The organism is Jatrophihabitans fulvus (assembly GCF_054781375.1).
Genome location: NZ_BAAGUN010000004.1, coordinates 122,096 through 143,654 on the forward strand (window position 1 = coordinate 122,096; position 21,559 = coordinate 143,654).

General features: G+C 72.9%; 15 protein-coding genes. 12 read left to right on the forward strand and 3 right to left on the reverse strand.

The window, feature by feature from the left end; translation table 11 throughout:
• Position 1 precedes the first annotated feature (1 nt).
• The 9 genes from ACYVP9_RS14800 (at position 2) to lat (ending at position 15,843) form a co-directional block, all read left to right on the forward strand.
• Entirely contained in the window at positions 2-1,489 is a 1,488-nt protein-coding gene (locus tag ACYVP9_RS14800) for a serine/threonine-protein kinase (RefSeq protein WP_460605673.1), read from the forward strand.
• Complete coding sequence (locus tag ACYVP9_RS14805) at positions 1,486-2,280, forward strand: hypothetical protein (RefSeq protein WP_460605674.1); 795 nt, start codon at positions 1,486-1,488, stop codon at positions 2,278-2,280. The genes ACYVP9_RS14800 and ACYVP9_RS14805 overlap by 4 nt, the downstream gene beginning before the upstream one ends.
• A gap of 164 nt (positions 2,281-2,444) precedes the next feature.
• Positions 2,445-8,666 (forward strand): Ig-like domain-containing protein, encoded by a 6,222-nt coding sequence (locus ACYVP9_RS14810; RefSeq protein WP_460605675.1) that lies wholly within the window; start codon positions 2,445-2,447, stop codon positions 8,664-8,666.
• Positions 8,657-9,628, forward strand: coding sequence for an AAA family ATPase (locus tag ACYVP9_RS14815; RefSeq protein WP_460605676.1), 972 nt, complete (start codon positions 8,657-8,659; stop codon positions 9,626-9,628). Before ACYVP9_RS14810 ends, ACYVP9_RS14815 begins: the two co-directional genes overlap by 10 nt.
• Positions 9,629-9,632: 4 nt before the next feature.
• Positions 9,633-10,877, forward strand: coding sequence for a DUF58 domain-containing protein (locus tag ACYVP9_RS14820; RefSeq protein WP_460605677.1), 1,245 nt, complete (start codon positions 9,633-9,635; stop codon positions 10,875-10,877).
• Positions 10,874-13,243 carry a transglutaminase domain-containing protein gene (locus tag ACYVP9_RS14825; protein WP_460605678.1) on the forward strand — a complete coding sequence of 790 codons (2,370 nt, stop codon included), beginning with the start codon at positions 10,874-10,876 and terminating at the stop codon, positions 13,241-13,243. The genes ACYVP9_RS14820 and ACYVP9_RS14825 overlap by 4 nt, the downstream gene beginning before the upstream one ends.
• 75 nt (positions 13,244-13,318) lie before the next feature.
• Positions 13,319-14,008: an SGNH/GDSL hydrolase family protein gene (locus ACYVP9_RS14830; RefSeq protein WP_460605679.1), complete on the forward strand. Its 690-nt coding sequence runs from the start codon at positions 13,319-13,321 to the stop codon at positions 14,006-14,008.
• Between the two features lie 9 nt (positions 14,009-14,017).
• A complete protein-coding gene (locus ACYVP9_RS14835) occupies positions 14,018-14,473 on the forward strand; it encodes an Lrp/AsnC family transcriptional regulator (protein ID WP_460605680.1) in 456 nt (151 codons plus the stop codon).
• A gap of 56 nt (positions 14,474-14,529) precedes the next feature.
• On the forward strand, positions 14,530-15,843 hold the full coding sequence (lat, locus tag ACYVP9_RS14840) for an L-lysine 6-transaminase (protein WP_460605917.1): 1,314 nt from the start codon (positions 14,530-14,532) through the stop codon (positions 15,841-15,843).
• 58 nt (positions 15,844-15,901) lie between these two features.
• Here lat and ACYVP9_RS14845 read toward each other — a convergent pair whose 3' ends face one another.
• Positions 15,902-16,135 carry a hypothetical protein gene (locus ACYVP9_RS14845; RefSeq protein ID WP_460605681.1) on the reverse strand — a complete coding sequence of 78 codons (234 nt, stop codon included), beginning with the start codon at positions 16,133-16,135 and terminating at the stop codon, positions 15,902-15,904.
• 87 nt (positions 16,136-16,222) lie between these two features.
• Between ACYVP9_RS14845 and ACYVP9_RS14850 the strand changes: the two genes are divergently transcribed.
• Positions 16,223-16,729 carry a pyridoxamine 5'-phosphate oxidase family protein gene (locus ACYVP9_RS14850; protein WP_460605682.1) on the forward strand — a complete coding sequence of 169 codons (507 nt, stop codon included), beginning with the start codon at positions 16,223-16,225 and terminating at the stop codon, positions 16,727-16,729.
• 11 nt (positions 16,730-16,740) lie between these two features.
• Here ACYVP9_RS14850 and ACYVP9_RS14855 read toward each other — a convergent pair whose 3' ends face one another.
• Positions 16,741-17,217, reverse strand: a complete 477-nt coding sequence (locus ACYVP9_RS14855) for a DUF3253 domain-containing protein (RefSeq protein WP_460605683.1) — start codon at positions 17,215-17,217, stop codon at positions 16,741-16,743.
• Between the two features lie 92 nt (positions 17,218-17,309).
• Here ACYVP9_RS14855 and ACYVP9_RS14860 point away from each other — a divergent pair, with 92 nt between their 5' ends.
• Entirely contained in the window at positions 17,310-17,882 is a 573-nt protein-coding gene (locus tag ACYVP9_RS14860) for a DinB family protein (RefSeq protein ID WP_460605684.1), read from the forward strand.
• Between the two features lie 39 nt (positions 17,883-17,921).
• Positions 17,922-19,154 (forward strand): NupC/NupG family nucleoside CNT transporter, encoded by a 1,233-nt coding sequence (locus tag ACYVP9_RS14865; RefSeq protein ID WP_460605685.1) that lies wholly within the window; start codon positions 17,922-17,924, stop codon positions 19,152-19,154.
• Positions 19,155-19,355: 201 nt separating this feature from the next.
• Here ACYVP9_RS14865 and ACYVP9_RS14870 read toward each other — a convergent pair whose 3' ends face one another.
• The gene (locus tag ACYVP9_RS14870) at positions 19,356-21,527 is read right to left on the reverse strand and encodes a thiamine pyrophosphate-dependent enzyme (protein ID WP_460605918.1); all 2,172 of its coding nucleotides are present in this window, start codon (positions 21,525-21,527) and stop codon (positions 19,356-19,358) included.
• Positions 21,528-21,559 lie beyond the last annotated feature (32 nt).

Sequence of the window (21,559 nt, forward strand, 5' to 3'; positions counted from 1 at the left end):
GATGAGCCGTCCCCCCGAGCTGCCCGGCTTCCGGTTCGAGCGCCCGCTCGGCTCGGGCGGCTACTCGGACGTCTACCTCTACCGGCAGCAGCTGCCGGCGCGCCTGGTGGCGGTGAAGGTGCTGCGCGCGTCCGGTCTCGACGCCGCGCACCGGCCCCGCTTCACCGCCGAGGCCAACGCGATGGCGGGCCTGGCCGACCATCCGAACATCGTGTCGGTGTTCTCGGCGTCGATCAGCGACGACGGCCGTCCGTACCTCGTCATGCAGTACTACTCGCAGCCCAACCTGTCGGTGCGGGCGGCGAGCGAGCGGCTGGCGGTGGCCGAGGTGCTGCGCGTCGGCATCCAGATCGCGAGCGCGGTCGAGACCGCGCACCGCGCCGGCATCCTGCACCGCGACATCAAGCCCGCGAACCTGCTCATCAGCCAGTACGGCGCCCCCGGACTCACCGACTTCGGCATCGCCGGGCAGCTCGCCGACATCGGCAGCGCCCACGACGAGGACCACGGTGTCTCGGTGCCGTGGGCGGCGCCCGAGGTGCTGTACGCGACCGGCCCGACGAGCATCCGCTCGGACGTGTACTCGCTGGCCGCGACGCTGTGGCACCTGCTCGTCGGACGGTCGCCGTTCGAGGAGCGGGGCGGCGACAACTCGACGTTCGCGCTGATGCGGCGGGTGCGCGACATGCCGCCGCCGGTCACGGGACGTCCGGACGTGCCCCCGTCCCTCGACCGGTTGCTGCGGCAGTCGATGGCCAAGGACCCCGCGGCGCGGCCGGGTTCCGCGATCGAGGTGGCGCGGCGGCTGCAGGCCGTCGAACTCGAGCTGTCGCTGCCGCGCACCGAGATCGTCGTGACCACGGACGCGGATGCGGCCGGTCCCGCGGTGCCGCCGCCGGCCCACTACTCGACCGCGCCGTCGACGGTCGCCCGCCCGCTGTCGGTGACGGCGCAGCAACCGCCGCCGGCGGCCGGCGTCACCGGGCCCACCCACGACCGGCCGGTCCCGCCGACGAACGTCCGGCCGGGACGTCACGATCCTCAGGCGGACGGTGCGCCGCCGCGCCCCCGGCGCACCGGCGCCGTGGTCGCGGCCGTTGCCGCGGTGGTGGTCGTCGCGGGTGGTGTCGCGCTCGCCGTCAGCGCCGGCGGCGACGACGACCCGGGACCGCGCAGCACGGTCAGCCAACCCCCGGGGACCCAGAACGCCGGCCTGCCCGGCCAGGACATCCCGCCCGGCCGTCCGACCGTCAGCGGACGCCAGGACGGCGAACGGCTGGTCTTCACCTGGCGCTACTCGGCCCGCCGGTCGGACGACACCTACCAGTGGCGCGAGACCACGGGGGCGCGACGCCGGGGCGTCACTGAACAGCCCCGGCTGGCGCTGCGCGCCCGTCCGGGAGACCGTCGTACGTGTGTCGAGGTCAAGGTCATCAGGGCCGACGGCACGAACGCGTCCGCTACCTTCTCCCCGGAGGGGTGTACATGACCGAATCCAGTACCAGCCAGACACCGGTCGTCGCCGACGGCGACGGCGGTGACGGCGGTGACGGCGGTGACGCCGTCCGGCTGCCGCGGGTGACCGTCGAGTTCTGCGGCGAGCTGTTCGAGGTCGACCCGTCCGAACCGTTCGTCATCGGGCGCGAGGGCCAGCTCGAGATCGACGACAACCCGTACCTGCACCGCAAGTTCCTGCAGGTCAGCGAGTCCGGCTCGCTGTGGTGGCTGGCCAACGTGGGCAGCGCGCTCACCGCCACCGTCGCCGACGAGCAGGGCTCGATGCAGGCCTGGCTCGCGCCCGGCGCGCAGCTGCCGATCGTGTTCGACAAGACCGTCATCTGGTTCACGGCCGGCCCGACGACCTACGAGCTGTCGATCATGGTGTCGGAGTCGCCGTTCCAGCAGGTCACCGAGACGACCGCGGACGCGAAGGGCCAGGAGACCATCGGCCCGATGACGTTCACGCCCGATCAGCACCTGCTGATCCTGGCGTTGTGCGAGTCGATGCTGCGCGACGGCGCCCGCGGTGCGGGCAGCATCCCGAGTTCCGCCGACGCCGCCAAGCGGCTGGGCTGGAAGATCACCAAGTTCAACCGCAAGCTCGACAACGTGTGCGAGAAGCTCACCCGCGCCGGCATCCGCGGCCTGCACGGCGGCCCGGAGAAGCTGGCCGTGAACCGGCGCGCCCGGCTCGTCGAGTACGCGCTGGCCGCGCGCCTGGTCGAACGCTCCGACCTCGACCTGCTGGACGGCCTGGCCCAGGATCCCGAGGCCGACTGACCCGGTCCCGCCGGTCGCCTTCCACGGCGAGTCGGTGGCCGGACGGTGCGTTTCTGCCACCAACTCGCCGTAGGAGACGCTGCAGGCGACGGTGAAGCGTCTGGTCCGTCCGGGTTACGGTGTTCGCCGGACGTGAGTTGTCGGTGGGGTGAAGGGGCGGGGCGATGCTGTTCGTGCGCCGCCACCGCACCGCCGTCGCGCTCGGCGTCGTCGCCGTTCTCGTCGCGGGGCTGCTGGTCGTGCTGGCGCTGCAGTCGGACGGGTACGAGTCGCGGCACGTCGACCTCAACGACGGCGGCATCTGGGTCACCAGCGACGCGGACGGCCTGTTCGGCCGCCTCAACAAGCCCGCCGGTTCCCTCGACCTCGCGCTGAACCCGCCCGGCGGCGCGCAGTCGTCCTACCAGCTCGACGTGCGCCAGGCCGGCGCGGCGGTGGCCGCGTGGGACCAGGCGAGCGGCAAGCTGCTGCCCGTCAACGTCGCGACCGGACGGGCGGACGACGCGCAGGCCGTGCCCGTGTCGGCGGACGAGGGCGTCGCGCTCGCCGGCGGCACCATGGCCGTGCTCGACCCCGCCGTCGGCAAGGTGTGGGCCAAGCGGGTCGACGAGGCCGTCGGGCTCGGGTCGCTCGCCGAGCTGGACCCGTCCGCCAAGGCCGCGTTCGCGTTCCCCAAGCGCGACCAGCAGGGCACCCGCGGCGGGGCGGTCGCGGTCGGCACCGACGGTGTCGTCTACGCGGCCAGCAGCGCCGGCGACGTCGCCACCAGCGCCCCCACCGCGCGCGGGTTCGCCCGTCCGGACCTCACCCGGGTCGCCGGCCGGCTCGAGAGCGTGCAGATCACGGTCGTCGGCGACCGTCCGGTCGTCCTCGACGCGGCCAAGGGCACGGTCTACCTGCCGGGCGGACGGAAGACGGCGCTGCCCGAGGACGCCGACGCCCGGCTGCAGGAACCGTCCGCCGGCGGGTCGGACGTGATCGTCGCGAGCCGCACCCGGCTGTACTCGGTCCCGCTCGCGGGCGGGAAGCCCACCGTCCTGTTCAGCGGCGCGAACGGCAGGCCGGCGGCGCCGACGTGGCTCGGCGACTGCGTGCACGCGGCGTGGTCGGGGGAGCCGGGCGTGTACGCGCGCTCGTGCGGCGGGGCGGGCGCGCGGCGCATCGAGCTGCCGAACGCGCGCGTGTTCGAGCAGCCGGTGTTCCGCGTCAACCGCAACGCGATCGTGCTCAACGACCTCGCACTGGGCAACGTCTACGACCTGGACAGCCGCCGCGAGGTCGACAACTGGTCGCAGATCAAGCCGCCGCCGCTGGTCAAGCCGAACAACGACGACAAGAAGGACCAGAACACCGACGCCGCGCGCGACCTGCCGCCGAAGGCGGTCGACGACACGTGGGGCGCTCGTCCGGGCCGCACCACCGTGCTGCACGTACTGGACAACGACTCCGACCCGCAGGGGCGCATCCTGTCCATCACGCGATTGAGTGCGGTCAGCGACCCGGACGCGCGGGTGGCGGTCGCCCCGGACGGTCAGTCGGTCGAGGTCACGCTGCCCACGACCGACGCGCGGGACGTCCGCTTCAAGTACACCGTCGACGACGGCCGCAACGGCACCGGGCAGGCGAGCGTCGAGGTGCAGGTGCGCACGCCGTCGCAGAACGAGCCGCCCAGGCTCCGCTACGGGTTCCAGCAGCGCGCCTTCACCGTGGGCGCCGGCGGCACGCTCGACCTGCCCGCCCTGGACGATTGGCGCGACTTCGACGGCGACCCGCTCGTCATCCCGACCGCGAAGATCGACACCGGGTCGGTGACCGTCGCCCCGTCCGGACGGTTGAACTACGTCGCCCCGGGCACCGGCGCGAGCACCGCGATCGCCTACGACGTCACGGACGGCCGGTCCGACGCCAAGGTGCAGCGCGTCCCGGTCACCGTGCTCGCCCCGACCAGCGACCGCACGTCGCCGCCGGTCGCGCAGCCCGACATCGTCCGGGGGCAGGTCGGCAAACCGATCACCGTGACGCCACTGGCCAACGACCTGCCCGGCGCCGACCCGTCCAACCCCAGCGCCGATCTCGGCATCGCCGGCACCATCCCGAGCCCGGCGGGCACGAAGGTCGACACCGACCTCAAGAGCGGCACGGTCACGGTGGTCGCGTCGCGCGCCGGCACGTTCGGGCTGACGTACACCGCGTCCTTCGGCAACGCGAAGTTCGACCGCGCTCCGATCCGCGTCGACGTCGCGCCGCCGCCGTCGTCCGCGCAGCCGCCGACCGCCGTGCCCGACACCGGGGTGCTGTACGGCCAGACCGCGGCGACCATCGACGTGCTCGCCAACGACTACGACCCTGCGGGCGGTGTGCTGGTCGTGCAGCGTGCCGACGCCGTCTCCGACGACCAGCTGAGCGTGGCCGTCGTGTCCGGACGCTTCCTGCGCGTCGGGGCGCGCGTGCCCGACCTGACCACCAACCCGCAGGTCGTGCGTTACACGATCACCAACGGCCTGACGGCGCCGGTGCAGGGCGAGCTGACGGTCACGCAGGTGTCGGCGCCGGACGACGACGTGCCGCTCGCCGTCGACGACTACGCGACCGTCCGCTCGGGCGACTCGGCGCTGGTGCCGGTGCTCGACAACGACATCGACCCGACCGGCGCGACGCTCGGCCTGCTCGACGACGTGCCCGGCGCGCCGAGCAGCGGCGCGCTGCGCGTGAGCGACGCGGCGGGTCGCAACGGCACCCCCACCCGCACCGGCTCGGCCTGGGTCGGCGACCGGCAGGTGCGGTTCGCGGCGCCGACGGTCACGTCACCGACCGAGGTCACGGTCGCGTACGTGGCGACGAATCCGGCCGGCGGACGGGCGGCCGGCACGCTGCACGTCACTGTCACCCCGCCGCCGTCGACACGGAACCCGAACCAGTCGCCCGCCGCCGAGCCGGTCGACTCGCGCGCGGTGAGCGGGCAGACCGTCCGCATCCGCATCCCGACGACGGGCGTCGATCCTGACGGCGACACCGCCGACGTCGTCGCCATCACGTCCGCGCCCACGCTCGGCCGCATCGTCTCGATCGGCGCGAACTCGATCACCTACGAGGCGTTCCCGACCTCGTCGGGTACGGACCGGTTCGGGTACGAGGTGTCGGACGCCTACGGCGCGACCTCGACCAGCACGGTGTCGGTGGGTGTCGGGCAGGTCGCGGTGCCGCAGCCGCCCGTCGCCGTCGACGACACGATCACCGCCGCCCCCGGGGCGAAGGTCCGCGTCGACGTGCTCGCCAACGACGTCGTGGCGCCGGAGGACGCCGTCTCGATCGGTGACCTCGGCCGCCTCAACACCGACGTCCCCACCCGGGTGCGCCGGGTGGCCGCCGGCGGCCCCATCGAGATCACCGCGCGCCCGGGCGACGGCGAGTCGGTGACCGTGCAGTACTCGATCTCGGACGGTTCGGCCGACCCGTCCGTGGCGACCGTGACGGTGCGCAGCCGCAAGGGCTACCTGCCACCACCGACCGTGCAGGACGTGCCGGCCACCCCGGCCCCGGACGCCCGCACCGTCACCGTCGACGTGCTGCGCACCGCGAGCGACCCGCAGCAGCTGCCGCTCTCGGTCGCGAAGGTCTACGCGACGGGGGCGGTCGTCCGCGGCGGCAAGGTCACCGTGCCGGTCACGTCCCGCGTGCAGAACATCGTGTTCGCCGTCGAGAACAGCGAGGGCGCGGTGGCGGCTGCCGTGATCCACGTGCCGGCCGCGGGAACCGGCGCGCCGTACGTGAAGCCCGGGCAGCTGATCCGCGTCGACCGCAACGGCAGCCGCACCATCGACCTCGCCGACCACGTCGTCGACCCCGCCGGACGGCCCGTCCGCCTCACGACCGCCGACCGGTTGTCGGCGGCGCCCGCGGACGGGCTGCGGTTGACGTCCTCGAGCCCGACGTCGCTGACCCTGACCGGCACGAACGGGTACGTGGGGCCGGCGGCCATCACCTTCGAGGTGACCGACGGCGCCACTCTCGACGACCCGGACGGACGGCTCGCCCTGCTCACGCTGCAGGTGCAGGTCGGCGAGGACACGCCCGTCATCCGGTGCCCGTCCGCGCCGCTGCCCGTGGTCGGCGGCGGTCCCGACCTGCGGCTGGACATCACGACGCTGTGCCACGTCTGGCTCGGTGACCGGCGCAACCTCGCCGATCTCGACTACACCGCGACGTGGACCGACCGGCCCGACGACGTCGCGCTGGCGGGCAGCGGCGGGTCGGTCGTCACCCTGCGCGCCGGCGGGTCGTCGAAACCCGGGCAGCAGGGCCAGTTGCGGATCACGGCCGACGGCACCGACGCCAAGCCGTCCTCACTTCGCGTGGTCGTGCGCAAACTCGGTCCGCCGAGCATGTCGGCGGTTCGGGTCGACGGGGTGCGCGCCGGAACGACCGTCACCCGCGACCTCACCGGGTCGGTGAGCTCGCCGCTGCGCGACCCCGACATCCGCGTGCTCGGCGCGACCCGGGTCTCCGGTCAGCCCGCCCGCGTGACGACGTCGGGATCGCGGGTGAGCATCACCCCGGCGCGCGGCAGCAGCGGCGTGATGGTGTTCGACGTGGTGGGCAGCGACGTGCCCGAGCGCAACCGCACCGACCGCCAGTTCCGCGGCCGCATCACGCTCGTCGTGCTCAACGTGCCCGATGCCCCCGGCGCACCGCAGGCCGGACGCACGGTGCTCAGCGAGTCGGTCGTGCTGTCGTGGCCGACGCCCGCCGCCAACGGCGCGCCCATCGACGGCTACCGGGTCTCGTGGCCCGGCGGGTCGCAGAACTGCGCCGCCTCGCCGTGCCGCATCACCGGGCTGCAGAACGGACAGCGGTACGCCTTCACCGTGCAGGCGCACAACGCCGTCGGCTATTCGAAGCCGAGCCCGCGGCTGTCGCCGCCCGCCCGTCCCGACAAGCTGCCCGCGGCGGTGGCGGCGGTGCGCACCTCGAACCCGCAGGACGGCCGCATCACCGTCTCGTGGCGGGCCGTCGACAACGGTGCCTCGGCGACGCGCACATACCTGGTGACCTGGTCCGGGGGCGGGTCGCGGACGGTCGCGGGTTCGGCCCGTTCGGTCGTCGCCCAGGGCCTGGACAACCACAACGTCTACACGTTCACGGTCGTCGCGCGGAACGAACTCGGCGCCGGTCCGCCGGCCAGTGCGCGCGGGCAGTCGGCGGGTGCGCCGGCGACCCCGGGCAACGTGAACGTCCAGTACGCCGACGCTGCCGGCTCCGACACCCGCACCGTGCGGGTGAGCTGGAACGCGAGCGACGCCAACGGCCCGACGCCGACGACGTACACGGTCACCCGCGACGGCACCGCGATCTGCCGCGCGACCACGCAGACGTCCTGCACCGACACCCCGCGCTCGGGCCGCACCTACCGGTACTCGGTCGTCGCGACCAACGGTGCGGGCAAACGGTCGTCCGCGGGCAGCGCGTCGTTCGTCGTGGCCGGCACGCCGGGACAGCCGGCGAACGTGAACGCCCGCGCGACGAACAACGACGGCGAGCTGACGGTCACGTACACCGCGCCACAGCCGAACGGCCAGCAGCCGCGCATCGAGTGCCGCACCTCGACCAGTGGGTCGTGCGGCACGTGGACGCCGCCCGCCGCCGGGACGAACGACACCCGGACGATCGGCGGGCTGCCGAACGGGGCCAGCGTGGTCGTCTACCTCAAGGCCTGCAACGAACAGCAGTGCGGCGTGGAGGGGGCGTCAGCGCCCGCGGGTACGAACGGCCCGCCCAATGCCCCCGCGGTCAACTGTTCGCGCAGCGGGCAGACGATCACCTGGACCTGGAACCAGCCCGCGCCCGTCAACGGCCGTCCGGTGACGGCGTACCAGCTCGGCGGTGTGTCGAACGACCGCAACGGACGGACGTCCTACTCGGAGTCGTTCCCGCGCGACGGCAACGCGCGCACGCTGACCGTCACCTCGATCGACGACCGCAAGGAGGCCGGCGGCCAGGGCAGCGCGACGTGCAACGCGCAGGACCCACCACCACCACCGGACCCCGCCACCCTGACGGTCCTCATGGGTGATCACACGGTTCAGTCGGGTTGCTCGAGTGGGTGCAGCTATTTCAAGGCGCGTATCGCGAATGGCGAACCCAACACGAACTACCGCATTCGGTTCGTCGGCAACCCCGGCGGGTTCACGCGGTCGTACGGGGACGCGGACGACGGCTATCAGTACCTCCGAACGGATGGCAACGGCAACGGAGAGAAGCAGTACACCGGCTTCTGGGGTGCGCCCGACAGCGGTGGCACAGGCACGGTGACCGGCTCTGTCCTGAACGGCGGCATCCCCGACGACACCTGCAGTGGCGACTGGAAGAACACCGGAGGATGCCAATGAGTGCACCCGATCCCGCGACTTGGTTCGCGCAGACGTTCCGCCTCATGGCCGACAACATCGGCCAGGCGGTGAAGGGCAAGCAGCGCCCGATCGAGTACGCGCTGACCTGCCTGCTCACCGAGGGACACCTGCTGCTCGAGGACTACCCGGGCACCGGCAAGACCATGCTCGCGAAGGCGCTGGCGGCGACCGTCCAGGGCAGCAACAGCCGCATCCAGTTCACGCCCGACCTGCTGCCGTCCGACGTGACCGGCGTGACGATCTACGAGCAGCGCGAGCAGACCTTCCGCTTCCACGAGGGTCCGATCTTCGCCACCATCGTGCTGGCGGACGAGATCAACCGGGCGTCGCCGAAGACGCAGTCGGCGCTGCTCGAGGTGATGGAGGAGGGGCGGGTCACCGTCGACGGCACCGCGCACCCGGTGGGCCGTCCGTTCATGGTGATCGCGACGCAGAACCCCATCGAGCAGGCCGGTACGTACCGCTTGCCCGAGGCGCAGCTCGACCGTTTCCTGATGAAGACGTCACTCGGCTACCCCGATCACGAGGCGACCGTCGCCGTCCTCGCCGAGGCCGCGACGCGCGACCGGTCGGCGTCGATCGAACCCGTCATCACCGCCGACGTCGTCGCGCAGATGAGCCAGATGGCCGACCGCACGCACGTCGATCCCGCGATCCTCGGCTACGTGGCGCGGCTGGCCGAGCAGTCGCGCAGCCACGCCTCCGTCAAGCTCGGCCTGTCGGTGCGGGGGTGTCTCGCGCTGGTGCGCTGCGCGAAGACCTGGGCGATGGCGAACGGCCGCGGGTTCGTCGTGCCCGACGACGTCAAGGTGCTCGCCGGGCCCGTGATGGGTCACCGCGTGCTGCTCGACGCCGAGGCGCAGTTCGGCGGCACGACCGTCGACGAGGTCGTCGAGCAGGTGCTCGACTCGGTCCCGCCGCCCTCGCAGCGGGTCGCCTGACGCGATGACCGAACCGGACGTCTCCCTGCCCCGCCGTGTCGCGCGCTCCGCGCGGACGGCGTGGTCGTTCGTGCGTCCGGTGCTCGCGGTGGTCAGCCGTCTCGGGTGGACGGTGCTCGTGATCGGGCTGGGGGCGTGGGTGGCCGGCTACGTGCTCGGCTGGGCCGAGCTGATCGTCGCGGGCCTGGCCTGCCTCGTCACGCTGCTGCTGTGCGTGCTGATGACGATCGGGCGCACCCGGCTGACGGTGCGGCTCGAACTCGCGCCGCGCCGGGTGGTCATGGGCAATCCGGCCGCAGGTCGCCTGGTGATCACCAATCGCTCACGCGCCCGGCTGCTGCCGCTGCACCTCGAGCTGCCGATCGGCTCGTCGCGGGCGACGTTCCCGCTGCGCCGGCTGCGCATGGGCGAGGTGCAGGACGAGAGCTTCTCGCTCGCCACGACCCGCCGCGGCGTGATCCCCGTGGGCCCGGCGACGACGGTGCGGGGCGACCCGTTCGGGCTGTTGCGACGGTCGGTGCCGTGGAGCGGGACGATCGAGTTGATGGTGCACCCGATGACCGTCGCGCTCGAGTCGCTGGGTGCCGGCGTGCTGCGCGACCTCGAGGGGCAGACGACCAACGAGGTGTCGACGAGCGATCTCGCGTTCCACACCCTGCGGGAGTACGCCCCCGGCGACGACCGCCGCTACATCGCCTGGCGCGCCTCGGCGCGCATGAGCGCCGCGGGTGGGGAGACGACGCTGCTGGTGCGGCAGTTCCTCGACACCCGGCGCTCGCACCTCTGCGCCGTCGTCGACGGCACGCGCGCCGCCTACGCCGACGAGATCGACTTCGAGACCGCGGTCTCGGTGGCGGCGTCGGTCGTCCGCCGGGCCGGCGAGGACGACGTCGACACCACCGTGCTCGCCGCCCAGAGCCTGTTCACCCCCGCGGCGCCCGGCGGAGCCGCGCTGGCCATGGACGCCTTCGCCCGCGCCGAACTCGGGTCCGGCGCCGACCTGCCGGCCCTCGCCCGGCACGCCGCCCGCATCGCGCCCGACACCACCGTGGCGCTGCTGGTCACCGGCGCGCGGACGGGGTTCGCCGACCTGCAGCGCGCGGCCACGCACTTCCCGTCCGAGGTCAACGTCGTGGCCGTGCGGGTCGACCCCACCGAACCCGCGGGCATCACCGCGATCGGCACGCTCGTCGTGCTGCGCCTGCCGCAGCTCTCGGGACTGCGGGCGCTGCTGGGGGCGTCGGCGTGACCGGCCCCCGCGAACACCCGACCGGCGGACGGCGCAGTGCCCGCCGCCTCGTCGCCGACCCGCGCGCCGGTGCCGTCCGGCCGCCCGCGCTCGCACTGCGCGACCTCGTCGACGCGGCGTTCGTCCTGCTGCTCACCGGGGTGGCGCTCTACGGTTTCCGCACCACCTTCAGCGGGCACGCGTATCTGGTCGCCGGCCTCGGTGCGAGCGTGCTGGGCGTCGTCCTCACCTCGCTGGTCACGCTGCTGCGCAAACCGGTCTGGCTGGTGGCGCCGCTGCTGCCGGTCGGCTACTACCTGTTCGCCGGTGCACTCGTGTTCCGCGACGAGGCGACCGGCGGGGTGCTGCCGTCCGGGGACGTGCTGCGCGACGCGAGCACCGTGCTCATAGACGGTTGGAAACAACTACTGACCACGCTGCCACCCGTGGCGGCGGACGGGCCGCTGCTCGCGGTCCCGTACGTGATCGGGCTCGTCGCCGCGGCGACGTCGGCCGCCGTCGCGCAGCGGACGACCACCCGGCTCTGGCCGGCGGCGCCCCCGGCGCTCGCGCTGATCGGCGTGATCCTGCTCGGCACCGTCGAGCCGGCCGCCCGCGCGTGGCAGGGCATAGCGTTCGGCGTGGTGCTGGTCTGCTGGGCCGCCGTCCGCCACCCGGGGGCGAAGCCGCTGCGTCTCGGCGTCACCCCGGGCGGGCCGCAGCGACTGGTCATCGGACTGCTCGTGCTCGGCGTGGCGGGCGCGTCCGCGGCGGTGTTGCAGCCCTACGTCGCCGGTCACGACCGGCATCGGGTCGTGCTGCGCGACTACGTCGAACCGCCGTTCGACATCGCCGCGTACCCCAGCCCCCTCGTCGGCTTCCGCAAGTTCACCAAGGACGCGCGGTTGCTGTACGACCAGACGCTGTTCACCGTGCGTGGACTGCCCGCCGGCACTCCCGTGCGCATCGCGACGCTCGACTCGTACGACGGCACGGTCTGGGGAGCCACCAACGCCACCGTGCCGACGGCGCCGGGCGACCCGCTCGACGCGTTCCAGCGCGTCGGTTCGCGCATCGACGTGCCGGCGGCGCCCGGGCGGACTGTCGACGCGTCGGTCACGATCGCGGCGCCGTACGCGGCAGCGTCCGACCTGAATCCCTGGGTGCCCGGCGCCGGCACCTTGCGTGCGATCTCCTTCGCCGGAGGGCCGGCGGACGGCCTGGCCGACCAGTTCCGCTACAACCTCGCGACCGGATCGGGTGTCACGTCCGCGCGGCTGGCGGCGGGCGACCGGTACGACCTGCGCACCGTCGTGGCCGGGCCGGACCTGCCGAAGGACGCCACTCCGGCGGGCGAACCCACCCTGGACTCCGGGGCCATCGCCTTCGTGGGGGCGCGGGCCCAGCAGTGGTCGGGCAAGGTCGCCGACGTCCGGTCGAAGATCGTGGCCGTCGGCCGGTACATGCGCGATCGCGGCGCCTACAGCGACGGTGGTGCCGGCGAGGCGCAGTACCTCCCGGGACACAGCACCGGCCGCCTCACCGCGTTCCTCAACGCGCCGCAGCTGGTCGGCGACGACGAGCAGTACGCCGCCGCGTACGCGCTGATCTGCAACTACCTCGGCATGCCCGCGCGGGTGGTGCTGCTCGCCGAGCCCGGCAGCGGCGGACGGGTCGAGGGACGCGACGTGCACACCGCCGTCGAGGTGCACGTGCGCACCGGTGACCGCACCGAGTGGGCACTGATCCCGCGCAGCCGTTTCATGCCCGACGAGAACAAGAAGCCCGACAAGCAGCCGCCGCAGACCCAGCAGGACGCGCGCGCCGCCGTCGTGCCCCCACCCAATCCGGTGCAGCCGCCGAGCACGCTCGACGACCCCGACCGTCCGGACCAGAACACGCAACGGCTCGCGCGGACGGCCGACGACGAGCAGGGAGTGCTGTCGGGCTGGTTCGGCGACGTGCTGCGCTGGGTCGGCGTCCCGCTGCTCGTCGTGGCGCTGCTGTGCGCCCTGATCGTCGGCGTCAAGTGGCGGCGGCGGTCACTGCGTCGCACCCGTGGCGCGGTCGCCAACCGCTTCGACGCAGGCTGGCGGGAGTTCCTCGACACCGCCCAGGACGTCGGTGCGCGCGTTCCCCGCGGGCGCACCCGCCGCGAGCAGGCCGAGGTCCTGACCGGGCGCACCGCGCGGGCCACCCCACTGGCCGACGGCGCCGACCGAGGCGTCTTCGACGCCGGCGACCCGCCACCGGAGGCGGTCGCCGCGTACTGGCGCGAGGTCGACGCCGCGCGGCACGAGCTGGTCCGCTCCGCGGGCCGGCTCGGACGGGTGCGCGCCGCGCTCAACCTGCGCTCGCTGCGCCGTCCCACCCGGGCCACCGTCTGACCCGGACCCCGCCCACGGTTCCGGAGCGGGCGTCCCGGGGGAGAACGTGATCGTGGAGCGGACGGACAGGGGCGCATGACCACCTTCGACTACTCGAACCTCAGCGACCGCACCCGTGGACCGTTCCTGACGGCGGCGGGCTGGGTGCTGCCGGGCATCCGGCGGGTGCACGAGCAGGGCCGGCCGTACGCCGCCGCCTGGCGCCGCGACAACCTCGCCGCGCTCGAGCAGGGCGGCCCGCTGTGGGTCGCGCTCGGCGACTCGCTCACCCAGGGCATCGGCGCGTCCGCCCACGACCGCGGCTGGGTCGGGCAGGTGCGCGACCGGCTCGCGGCCGAGGGACGTCCGCACCGGGTCGTGAACCTCGGCGTCAGCGGCGCCCGCGTCGAGGACCTGATCGAACGGCAGCTGCCCGTGCTGGAGACCCTGGACGCCGCCCTGGTGACGGTGATGATCGGCTCGAACGACGTGCTGTGGCGCAAGTACCGCCGCGGGCTCGTCGAGCGGTTCGAGACGATGCTGGCGCGGTTGCCCCAGGGCACGGTCGTGACCACGCTGCCCAACCCGACGCCCACCGCGGCGGCGGTCAACCGCAGCATCGAGCGGGCCGCGCGTGACCGCGGGCTCGTGGTGGCCGAGCTGCGCGACCCCCGCACGACGAGCTGGCGCGGCAAACTGGCCGCCGACCACTTCCACCCGAACGACCGCGGGTACGAGGGCCTGGCCGCGGTCGTCGGCGACGCCGTCCTGCGCTCCGGGCGATAGGGTCCGCGCGTGCCCGCGCTCGACGACGACATCGACCGAGCACTCGTGGCCGCGCTGCGGGCCGACGGCCGCAGCACGCTCAAGGTGCTGGCCGAGCGGACGGGGCTGTCGGTGTCGGCCGTGCAGGCGCGGGTGCGGCGGCTCGAGTCGTCCGGGGTGATCCGCAACTACACGGCGGTCGTCGATCCCGAGGCGCTCGGCCTGCCGCTCGCCGCCCTCGTCGCGATCACGCCGCTCGACCCGGCGCAGCCCGACGACGCGCCCGAACGGCTCGCCGGCCTGTCCGAGATCGAGGCCTGCCACTCGGTCGCGGGCGACGACGCGTACGTGCTGTTCGTCCGCGTCGCGTCGCCGCCGGCGCTCGAGCAGCTCATCCGCGAGATCCGGCGGCGGGCCAACGTGTCGACCCGCACCACCGTCGTCCTGCAGACTTTCTTCGATCGTCCGGGCGGGCTACCGGAATAGTTCCGGCAGTCGAGGTGACAGGCCGGAAATTCACGCGTTACCCTCGGCGCATGACGATGATGCGAGACACCCACGTCGCACCCACCGACGTCCACGCGACCATCGCCCGGCACATGCTCGCCGACGGCTACGAGATGGTGCTCGACCTCGAACGCTCGTCCGGGACGACCCTCGTCGACGCGCGCGACGGCCGCGAGTACCTCGACCTGTTCACCTTCTTCGCCTCGTCCGCCCTGGGCATGAACCACCCCGAGCTGGCCTCCGACGACGCCCGCGCCGAGCTCGGCGCCGTCGCGGTCAACAAGCCGTCCAACTCCGACGTCTACACCGTGCCGATGGCACGCTTCGTCGAGACGTTCGCGCGCGTGCTCGGCGACCCGGCCCTGCCGCACCTGTTCTTCGTCGACGGCGGAGCGCTCGCGGTCGAGAACGCGCTCAAGGTCGCCTTCGACTGGAAGTCGCGCTGGAACGAGGCGCACGGCATCAGCCCCGAGCTGGGCACCAAGGTGCTGCACCTGCAGAAGGCCTTCCACGGCCGCAGCGGCTACACGATGAGCCTCACCAACACCGACCCGAACAAGGTCGCCCGCTTCCCCAAGTTCGACTGGCCGCGCATCCCGTCGCCGTCGATCAACGGCAACGACGACGTCGAGGCCGCCGAGCGCGAGGCGCTCGCCGCCGCCCGGCAGGCGTTCGAGGCGCACCCGCACGACATCGCCTGCTTCATCGCCGAGCCGATCCAGGGCGAGGGCGGCGACAACCACTTCCGTCCCGAGTTCCTGCAGGCCGTGCAGGCGCTGTGCCGCGAGTTCGACGCGCTGTTCGTCATGGACGAGGTGCAGACCGGCGTCGGCATGACCGGCACCGCGTGGGCCTACCAGCAGCTGGGCGTGCAGCCCGACGTCGTCGCGTTCGGCAAGAAGGCCCAGGTCTGCGGCGTCATGGCCGGCGGACGGGTCGACGAGGTCCCCGACAACGTCTTCCGCGTCTCCTCGCGCATCAACTCGACCTGGGGCGGCAACCTCACCGACATGGTGCGCGCCCGCCGCATCCTCGAGGTCGTCGAGCGCGACAACCTGATCGAGCGCGCCGGCGCCGTCGGACAGCACCTGCTGCACGAGCTCACCACGCTGGCCGAGAAGCACGCGTCGGTCACCGACGTCCGCGGCCGCGGACTGATGTGCGCGATCACCCTGCCGTCCGCCGAGCTGCGCGACGAGGTCGTCACGCGCATGCGCGAGCAGGAGAACGTGCTCGTGCTCGGCTGCGGCGTCGCGGCGCTGCGGGTGCGTCCGCCGCTCACCGTCACGGTCGAGGAGATCGACCGCGGCCTGGCCGCGCTCGACCGCGTCCTGTCGTCGCTGGCCTGAGTCCGGCCTGCGGCGGGCGGGCGCGCTTCAGGGCGCGGCCCGCCCTGCCGGCAGCGGCTCAGGCCTGACCGAGTTCGCGCATCAACTCGTCGCGCCGCGCGTACAGCGGCTGCAGCAGCGCGTAGTTCTCCTGGGCCATGGTGAGGTCGGCGGCGACCTCGGCGCTGTCCATGCCCGCCACGTCGTCGCCACCGGTGTCGGCGAACGCGGCGTCCGCCTCGCCGCCGAGCGTGCGGATCTGGTCGTTGACGTCGGCCAGCTGCTTCTGCAGCTCGTCCTTCGATGCGGCCACGGTGGGCTCCTTCCGGGTGTGCCTGTGCGTTGCACACCACCCTGCCCGTCCGGCGTGGCTTCCGTGCATCCGGGGCAAGGTTGCGGCATGACCGACACAGAGCGCACCCAGTCCGACGAGGTGGCCAAGGTCGCCGACCTCGCGCGCGGCATCCGCATCGCCATGCTCACCACCGTCGACACCGAGGGCAAGCTCACCGCCCGCCCGATGGCCCAACAGGAGGTCGAGTTCGACGGCGACCTGTGGTTCTTCGTCGAGGCCGACTCACGGACGGCGGCGAACATCAACGGCAACGCGAACACCGGCGTGACGCTGTCGTCCGACAGCACGTGGATCTCGCTGTCGGGGCACGCCGAGATCGTCCGCGACGTCGCGAAGGCGAAGGACCTCTGGAACCCGTGGGTCGAGGCGTGGTTGCCCGAGGGTCCCGAGGACCCGAACGTCGTGCTGATCAAGTTCACGGCCGCGTCGGCGGAGTACTGGGACACCCCGGGCGGCAAGGTCGCGTCCATCGCGAGCTTCGTGAAGGCCAAGCTCACCGGCAAGCGCTACGAGGGCGGCGAGAACGAGTCGGTCCGGCTTCCCAACTCCTAGAAGCCCAACACCTAGAAGCTCGTTCCCCGGCCGATACGCGTCGGCCCGCGCACGCCGCGCGGGTCGACGCGTTCGCCTTTCTGCCGCACCTCGACCACGCCGTCGTCGTGCAGGACCGCGACGACGGCGCGCACGTCGTCCATCACGCCGCGCCAGCGCTCGCCACCGACGACCCGCGCGATGTCGCTCGGACAGATCGTCTTCTCCGGGTCGCGGTGCCGCAGCAGCGCCCGCGCCGTTGCCGCGACGCGGGTCGCGAGACCGTCCGGAGACGGTTCCTCCCACCACGGTTCGCCCCGCTCGCCGAGCGCGACCTTCGCGTCCTGCACCCGCGGACGCGCGACGGCGGGGTCGTCGCGGACGGCACGGCGCGCCGACATCAGCTCGTCCACCAGTTCCTGCCGGAGCTTCTCCGGGATGCGCGGATCGGTCGCGCGCCAGCGGCGTCCGTCGACGACGATCCAGCGGCCATCGTCGGTGCGTTCCACGCCGGTGGTCTTCCCGCGGTGAATGAGGAAGCAACGCTTCCGCTTGCCGGTGTTGACTGTCGCCACCACGACGGCGAAGGGGAGGCACCACCATGTTCGGTCCGGGCAAGCACAGCGAGTCCGAGGTCCTGGTCGGCTACATCGAGGCGCAGTTGGTCTCGCTGCGGGCCTCCGCGTACGGCCTCACCGACGAGCAGGCGCGGCAGACGCCGTGCCGCAGCACGCTGTCCGTCGGCGGGTTGATCAAGCACGTGACCTGGGTGATGCGCGGACGCGAGCGCGATCGTCGGGACCCGACCGCCCTGCCGGACGAATCCATGGCCGCCGAGTTCACGGGCAGTTTCGCGCTCACCGCGGACGAGACCCTCGAGGGCGTGCTCGCCGAGTTCGACGCCGCATGCGAGGCCTACCTGGCCGACATCCGTTCCGTCGACCCCGGCGAGGCGATGGTCGCGCCGCCGGCGCCCTGGGACGGCGTGTTCACCCCGACCGACTCGGTGCAGCGCTTCGCGCTCGGCCACCACATCGAGGAGTTCGCGCGCCATGCCGGGCACGCCGACATCGTCCGCGAGCAGATCGACGGCGCGGGTGCCGCGTCACTGCTGATGGCGGTCGAGGGGCGCGAGGGCAACGACTTCGTCCAACCCTGGACGCCGGCCGGCTGAGCCGTTACGCGGCAGCGTCCGGGTGGGTAACGCCTGCCGGTGAGCATCCTGCACGGAGTTCTCGCGCTCGTCGTGCTGCTGGGCATCGCCTTCCTGTTCTCGGACGGCAAGCGCCGCATCAACCTGCGCACGGTGCTGGGCGCGCTCGCGATCCAGGTCGTGTTCGCGTTCCTGGTGCTGCGGTGGTCGCCGGGGCGCTCGGCCCTGAATTGGTTGTCCGAGCAGGTGCAGAAGCTCATCGGCTACGCCGAGGAAGGCACCAAGTTCCTCTTCGGCCCGCTCACCGAGGCCGGCGGCAAGAACGAGACCATCTTCGCGCTGAGCGTGCTGCCGGTGATCGTGTTCTTCGGGGCGCTCATCCAGTTGCTCTTCTACCTGCGGGTCGTGCAGTACGTCGCGTGGGCGGTCGGCGGAGCGATCCGCTGGCTGCTGCGCACCACGCGCATCGAGTCCTTCTTCGCCTCGGTGGTGATCATCCTCGGGCAGAGCGAGGCGCCGCTGATGATCGCGCCGTACCTGCCGAGGATCAGCAGGCAGGAACTGTTCGCGGTCATGACCGGCGGGTTCGCCGCGGCCGCGGGCTCGACGCTCGTCGGCTACTCGTTGCTGGGCGCGCCGCTGCCGTACCTGCTCGCGGCGAGTGTCATGAACGCGCCCGCCTCGCTCATGATGGCGAAGATCATGATGCCGACGCGCGAGGAGGACGTCGCGGAGGCGGACGAGCTCGACGTCCGCAAGGTCCGCGACGAGGAGTCGGCCAACGTCATCGACGCGCTCGGCCGCGGCGCGCTCGCCGGTGGACGCATCGCCGTCACCGTCGGCGCGCTGCTCATCGCGTTCGTCGCCGTCATCGCCATGCTGAACGCGATCGTCCACGGCATCGGCACGTGGTTCGGAAGCGACGACCTGTCGTTCCAGAAGCTGCTCGGCTGGATCTTCTCGCCGCTCGCCTGGCTGCTCGGCGTTCCGTGGCACGAGGCGACGCAGGCGGCGACCTACATCGGCGAGAAGACCGTCCTCAACGAGTTCGTCGCCTACAGCGACTTCGGGCCGCAGGTCGACGCGCTGTCGCCGCAGACGGTCGTCATCGTCACCTTCGCCCTGGCCGGGTTCGCCAACTTCGCCTCGATCGCGATCCAGATCGGCACCCTCGGCAGCCTCGCCGCCGAACGGCGGGCCGAGGTCGCGAAGCTGGGCCTGCGTGCCCTGCTGGCCGGCAGCCTGGCCAACCTGGCCAACGCCGCCGTGGCCGGCGCCGTCATCGCCCGGTAGCCGCGGGCAGTACTTCGAGCCCCGCCCGTCCCGGGTTTGCACCTGCCGAAGTCGTCAACGCCTCCGATTCGGCCGAGTTGGCGTCCTTGGCAGGTGCAAAGTCGGGCGGACGGTGCGGGTTTGCACCTGCCGAAGTCGTCAACGCCTCCGATTCGGCCGAGTTGGCGTCCTTGGCAGGTGCAAAGTCGGGCGGACGGTGGTTCAGCGGGAGAGCAGCTCGCGGGCGGCGGACTCGATGTCGGCCTCCGACAGCAACACCAGGTTGGCGGCATCGCCGAGCGGGATGTAGCTGTCGCGTCCGGTGACGCGCGCGACGTGACCGCCGAACCGGGCGTCGACGAGACCGGCGAGCACGCCCTCGCCCACCCCACCGGACGGTCGGGTCTCGTCGGCGACCAGGACCCGTCCGGTGTCGGACGCGGCCGCGAGAACGTCCGCCATGGGCAGCGGGGCGAGCCAGCGCAGATCGAGCACCCGGACGCCGATGCCCTCACGCGCCAATCGCGCGGAAACGCGCAAACTCATGCGGACGCCGTTGCCGAACGTGACGATCGTCAGGTCGGAGCCGTCGCCGTGCCGCCGGGCCGACCCGATCGGTGCCTCGCCGTCGGGGGAGTAGCTGCCGAGCCAGCCGCGGTCGCCGGGCTCGTGCAGGTCCTTCTCGTGGTACAGCGCGATGGGCTCGAGGAACACGCTGACCTGCCCCGTCTCGGCCGCCGCGGCGAGGCAGGCACGCAGCATGGGCGCCGCGTCGTCGGGTCGTGACGGCACCGCGACGACGATGCCCGGGATGTCGCGCAGTACGCCGACCGCGTTGTCGTTGTGGAAGTGCCCGCCGAAGCCCTTCTGGTACGCCAGGCCCGCCACGCGGACGACCATCGGGTTCGTGAACGCGCCGGCGGAGAAGAAGCGCAGCGACGCCGCCTCACCGCGCAGCTGGTCCTCGGCGTTGTGCAGGTAGGCGAGGTACTGGATCTCGGGCACCGGCAGCATCCCCGAGACGCCCAGCCCCAGCGCGAACCCGAGGATCGACTGCTCGTCCAGCAGGGTGTCGAAGACGCGGGGCGCCCCGAAGCGCTGCTGCAGTCCACGGGTGAGCCCGTAGACGCCGCCCTTGCGGCCGACGTCCTCGCCGAAGACCAGCATCTCCGGACGGGCCGCGAGCGCATCGGTCAGCGCGGCGTTGATGCTCTGCGCGAGGGTCATGGGGCCGGCGTCCTCGGGCAGCCGGCCGGCGAACACCCGGGTGCGTGCGCCCGTCGCCGCGAGCGGGATGGTCGCCGCCGTCGGACGCGGCGCGAGCGGCGCGACGACCTCGTCGGCCGTCGTCAGGGAGGGCGTCCCCTCGAGTTCGACCACGAGGTCCTCGAGTCGTGCCGCGACCTCGTCGTAGCGGGACGCCAACCCGGCGGCGCCCAGCCGGCGGGCGAGGGCGAGCAACGGATCGCGGGCACGACCGGCGGCGATCTCGGCCGCGGTGCGGTACCCGGCCTCGACGTCCGTGCCCGCGTGCCCCAGGTAGCGCACGGTGCGCAGGTGCAGAAGTACCGGACGCCGCGTGCGGCGCACGGTGTCGACCGCGTCCCGGGCCACGGCGAAGGCGCCGTCCGGGTCGTCGCCGTCGGCGCTGACGTACGTGACCCCCGGACGCTGCGCGGCCCGCGCCACCCACCCGTCCGGCGTCGGGACGGAGATGCCCAGGCCGTTGTCCTCGCACACGAACAGCAGCGGCAGCGGCAGTCCCTGCGCGGCGCTGTACCCGGCGGCGTTGAGGGCGCCCGCGGCGGTGGAGTGGTTCAGCGAGGCGTCTCCGAACGAGCAGACCGTCACGGCGTCCGCGGGCCACCGGCAGGGGACGCCGAGCCGCGTCGCGCGGGCGACCGACAGGGCGACGCCGAGGGCGCGCGGCAGGTGCGAGGCGATCGTGGACGTCTGCGGCACGACGGCCAGCGACGCGTCGCCCCACACCTTGTGCCGCCCGCCGGACGCGGCGTCCGCCGTGCTCGCGAGCATGCTCAGCAGCACCGCGCGCAGTGCGTCGTCGAGCGACCGGCCCGCCTGCAGGGCGCGCGCGACGAAGAAGCCGCCGGAGCGGTAGTGCAGCAACGCGGGATCGGTCGGTCGCAGCGCGGCCGCGACGTACGCGTTCGACTCGTGTCCCGCTGACCCGATCGTGTAGTAGCCGCGGCCCCGCTCGCGCATCCGCCGCGCCTGGATGTCGAGCAGGCGGCTGGCGGCCATGGCGTCGAACAGCTCGAGACCGAGCGGGTCGCTGCCGGGATCCGTGCCCGGTGGCAACTCCGAGAGGGCGCGGCGGACGCGCTGGTCGAGATCGTCGTGCGGAGACGCTGCGGCCGTGCTCACACCTCGCATCATGCCTTGCGAGATACATAAGCGAGTTATAT

Excerpts from the sequence above, each read along its gene's own strand:
- ACYVP9_RS14850 (WP_460605682.1), top strand. The coding sequence starts at position 16,223 with ATGACCGACACAGAGCGCACCCAGTCCGACGAGGTGGCCAAGGTCGCC.
- ACYVP9_RS14805 (WP_460605674.1), top strand. The coding sequence starts at position 1,486 with ATGACCGAATCCAGTACCAGCCAGACACCGGTCGTCGCCGACGGCGAC.
- ACYVP9_RS14830 (WP_460605679.1), top strand. The coding sequence starts at position 13,319 with ATGACCACCTTCGACTACTCGAACCTCAGCGACCGCACCCGTGGACCG.
- ACYVP9_RS14820 (WP_460605677.1), top strand. The coding sequence starts at position 9,633 with ATGACCGAACCGGACGTCTCCCTGCCCCGCCGTGTCGCGCGCTCCGCG.
- lat (WP_460605917.1), top strand. The coding sequence starts at position 14,530 with ATGATGCGAGACACCCACGTCGCACCCACCGACGTCCACGCGACCATC.
- ACYVP9_RS14800 (WP_460605673.1), top strand. The coding sequence starts at position 2 with ATGAGCCGTCCCCCCGAGCTGCCCGGCTTCCGGTTCGAGCGCCCGCTC.
- ACYVP9_RS14860 (WP_460605684.1), top strand. The coding sequence starts at position 17,310 with ATGTTCGGTCCGGGCAAGCACAGCGAGTCCGAGGTCCTGGTCGGCTAC.
- ACYVP9_RS14815 (WP_460605676.1), top strand. The coding sequence starts at position 8,657 with ATGCCAATGAGTGCACCCGATCCCGCGACTTGGTTCGCGCAGACGTTC.
- ACYVP9_RS14870 (WP_460605918.1), bottom strand. The coding sequence starts at position 21,527 with ATGCGAGGTGTGAGCACGGCCGCAGCGTCTCCGCACGACGATCTCGAC.
- ACYVP9_RS14810 (WP_460605675.1), top strand. The coding sequence starts at position 2,445 with ATGCTGTTCGTGCGCCGCCACCGCACCGCCGTCGCGCTCGGCGTCGTC.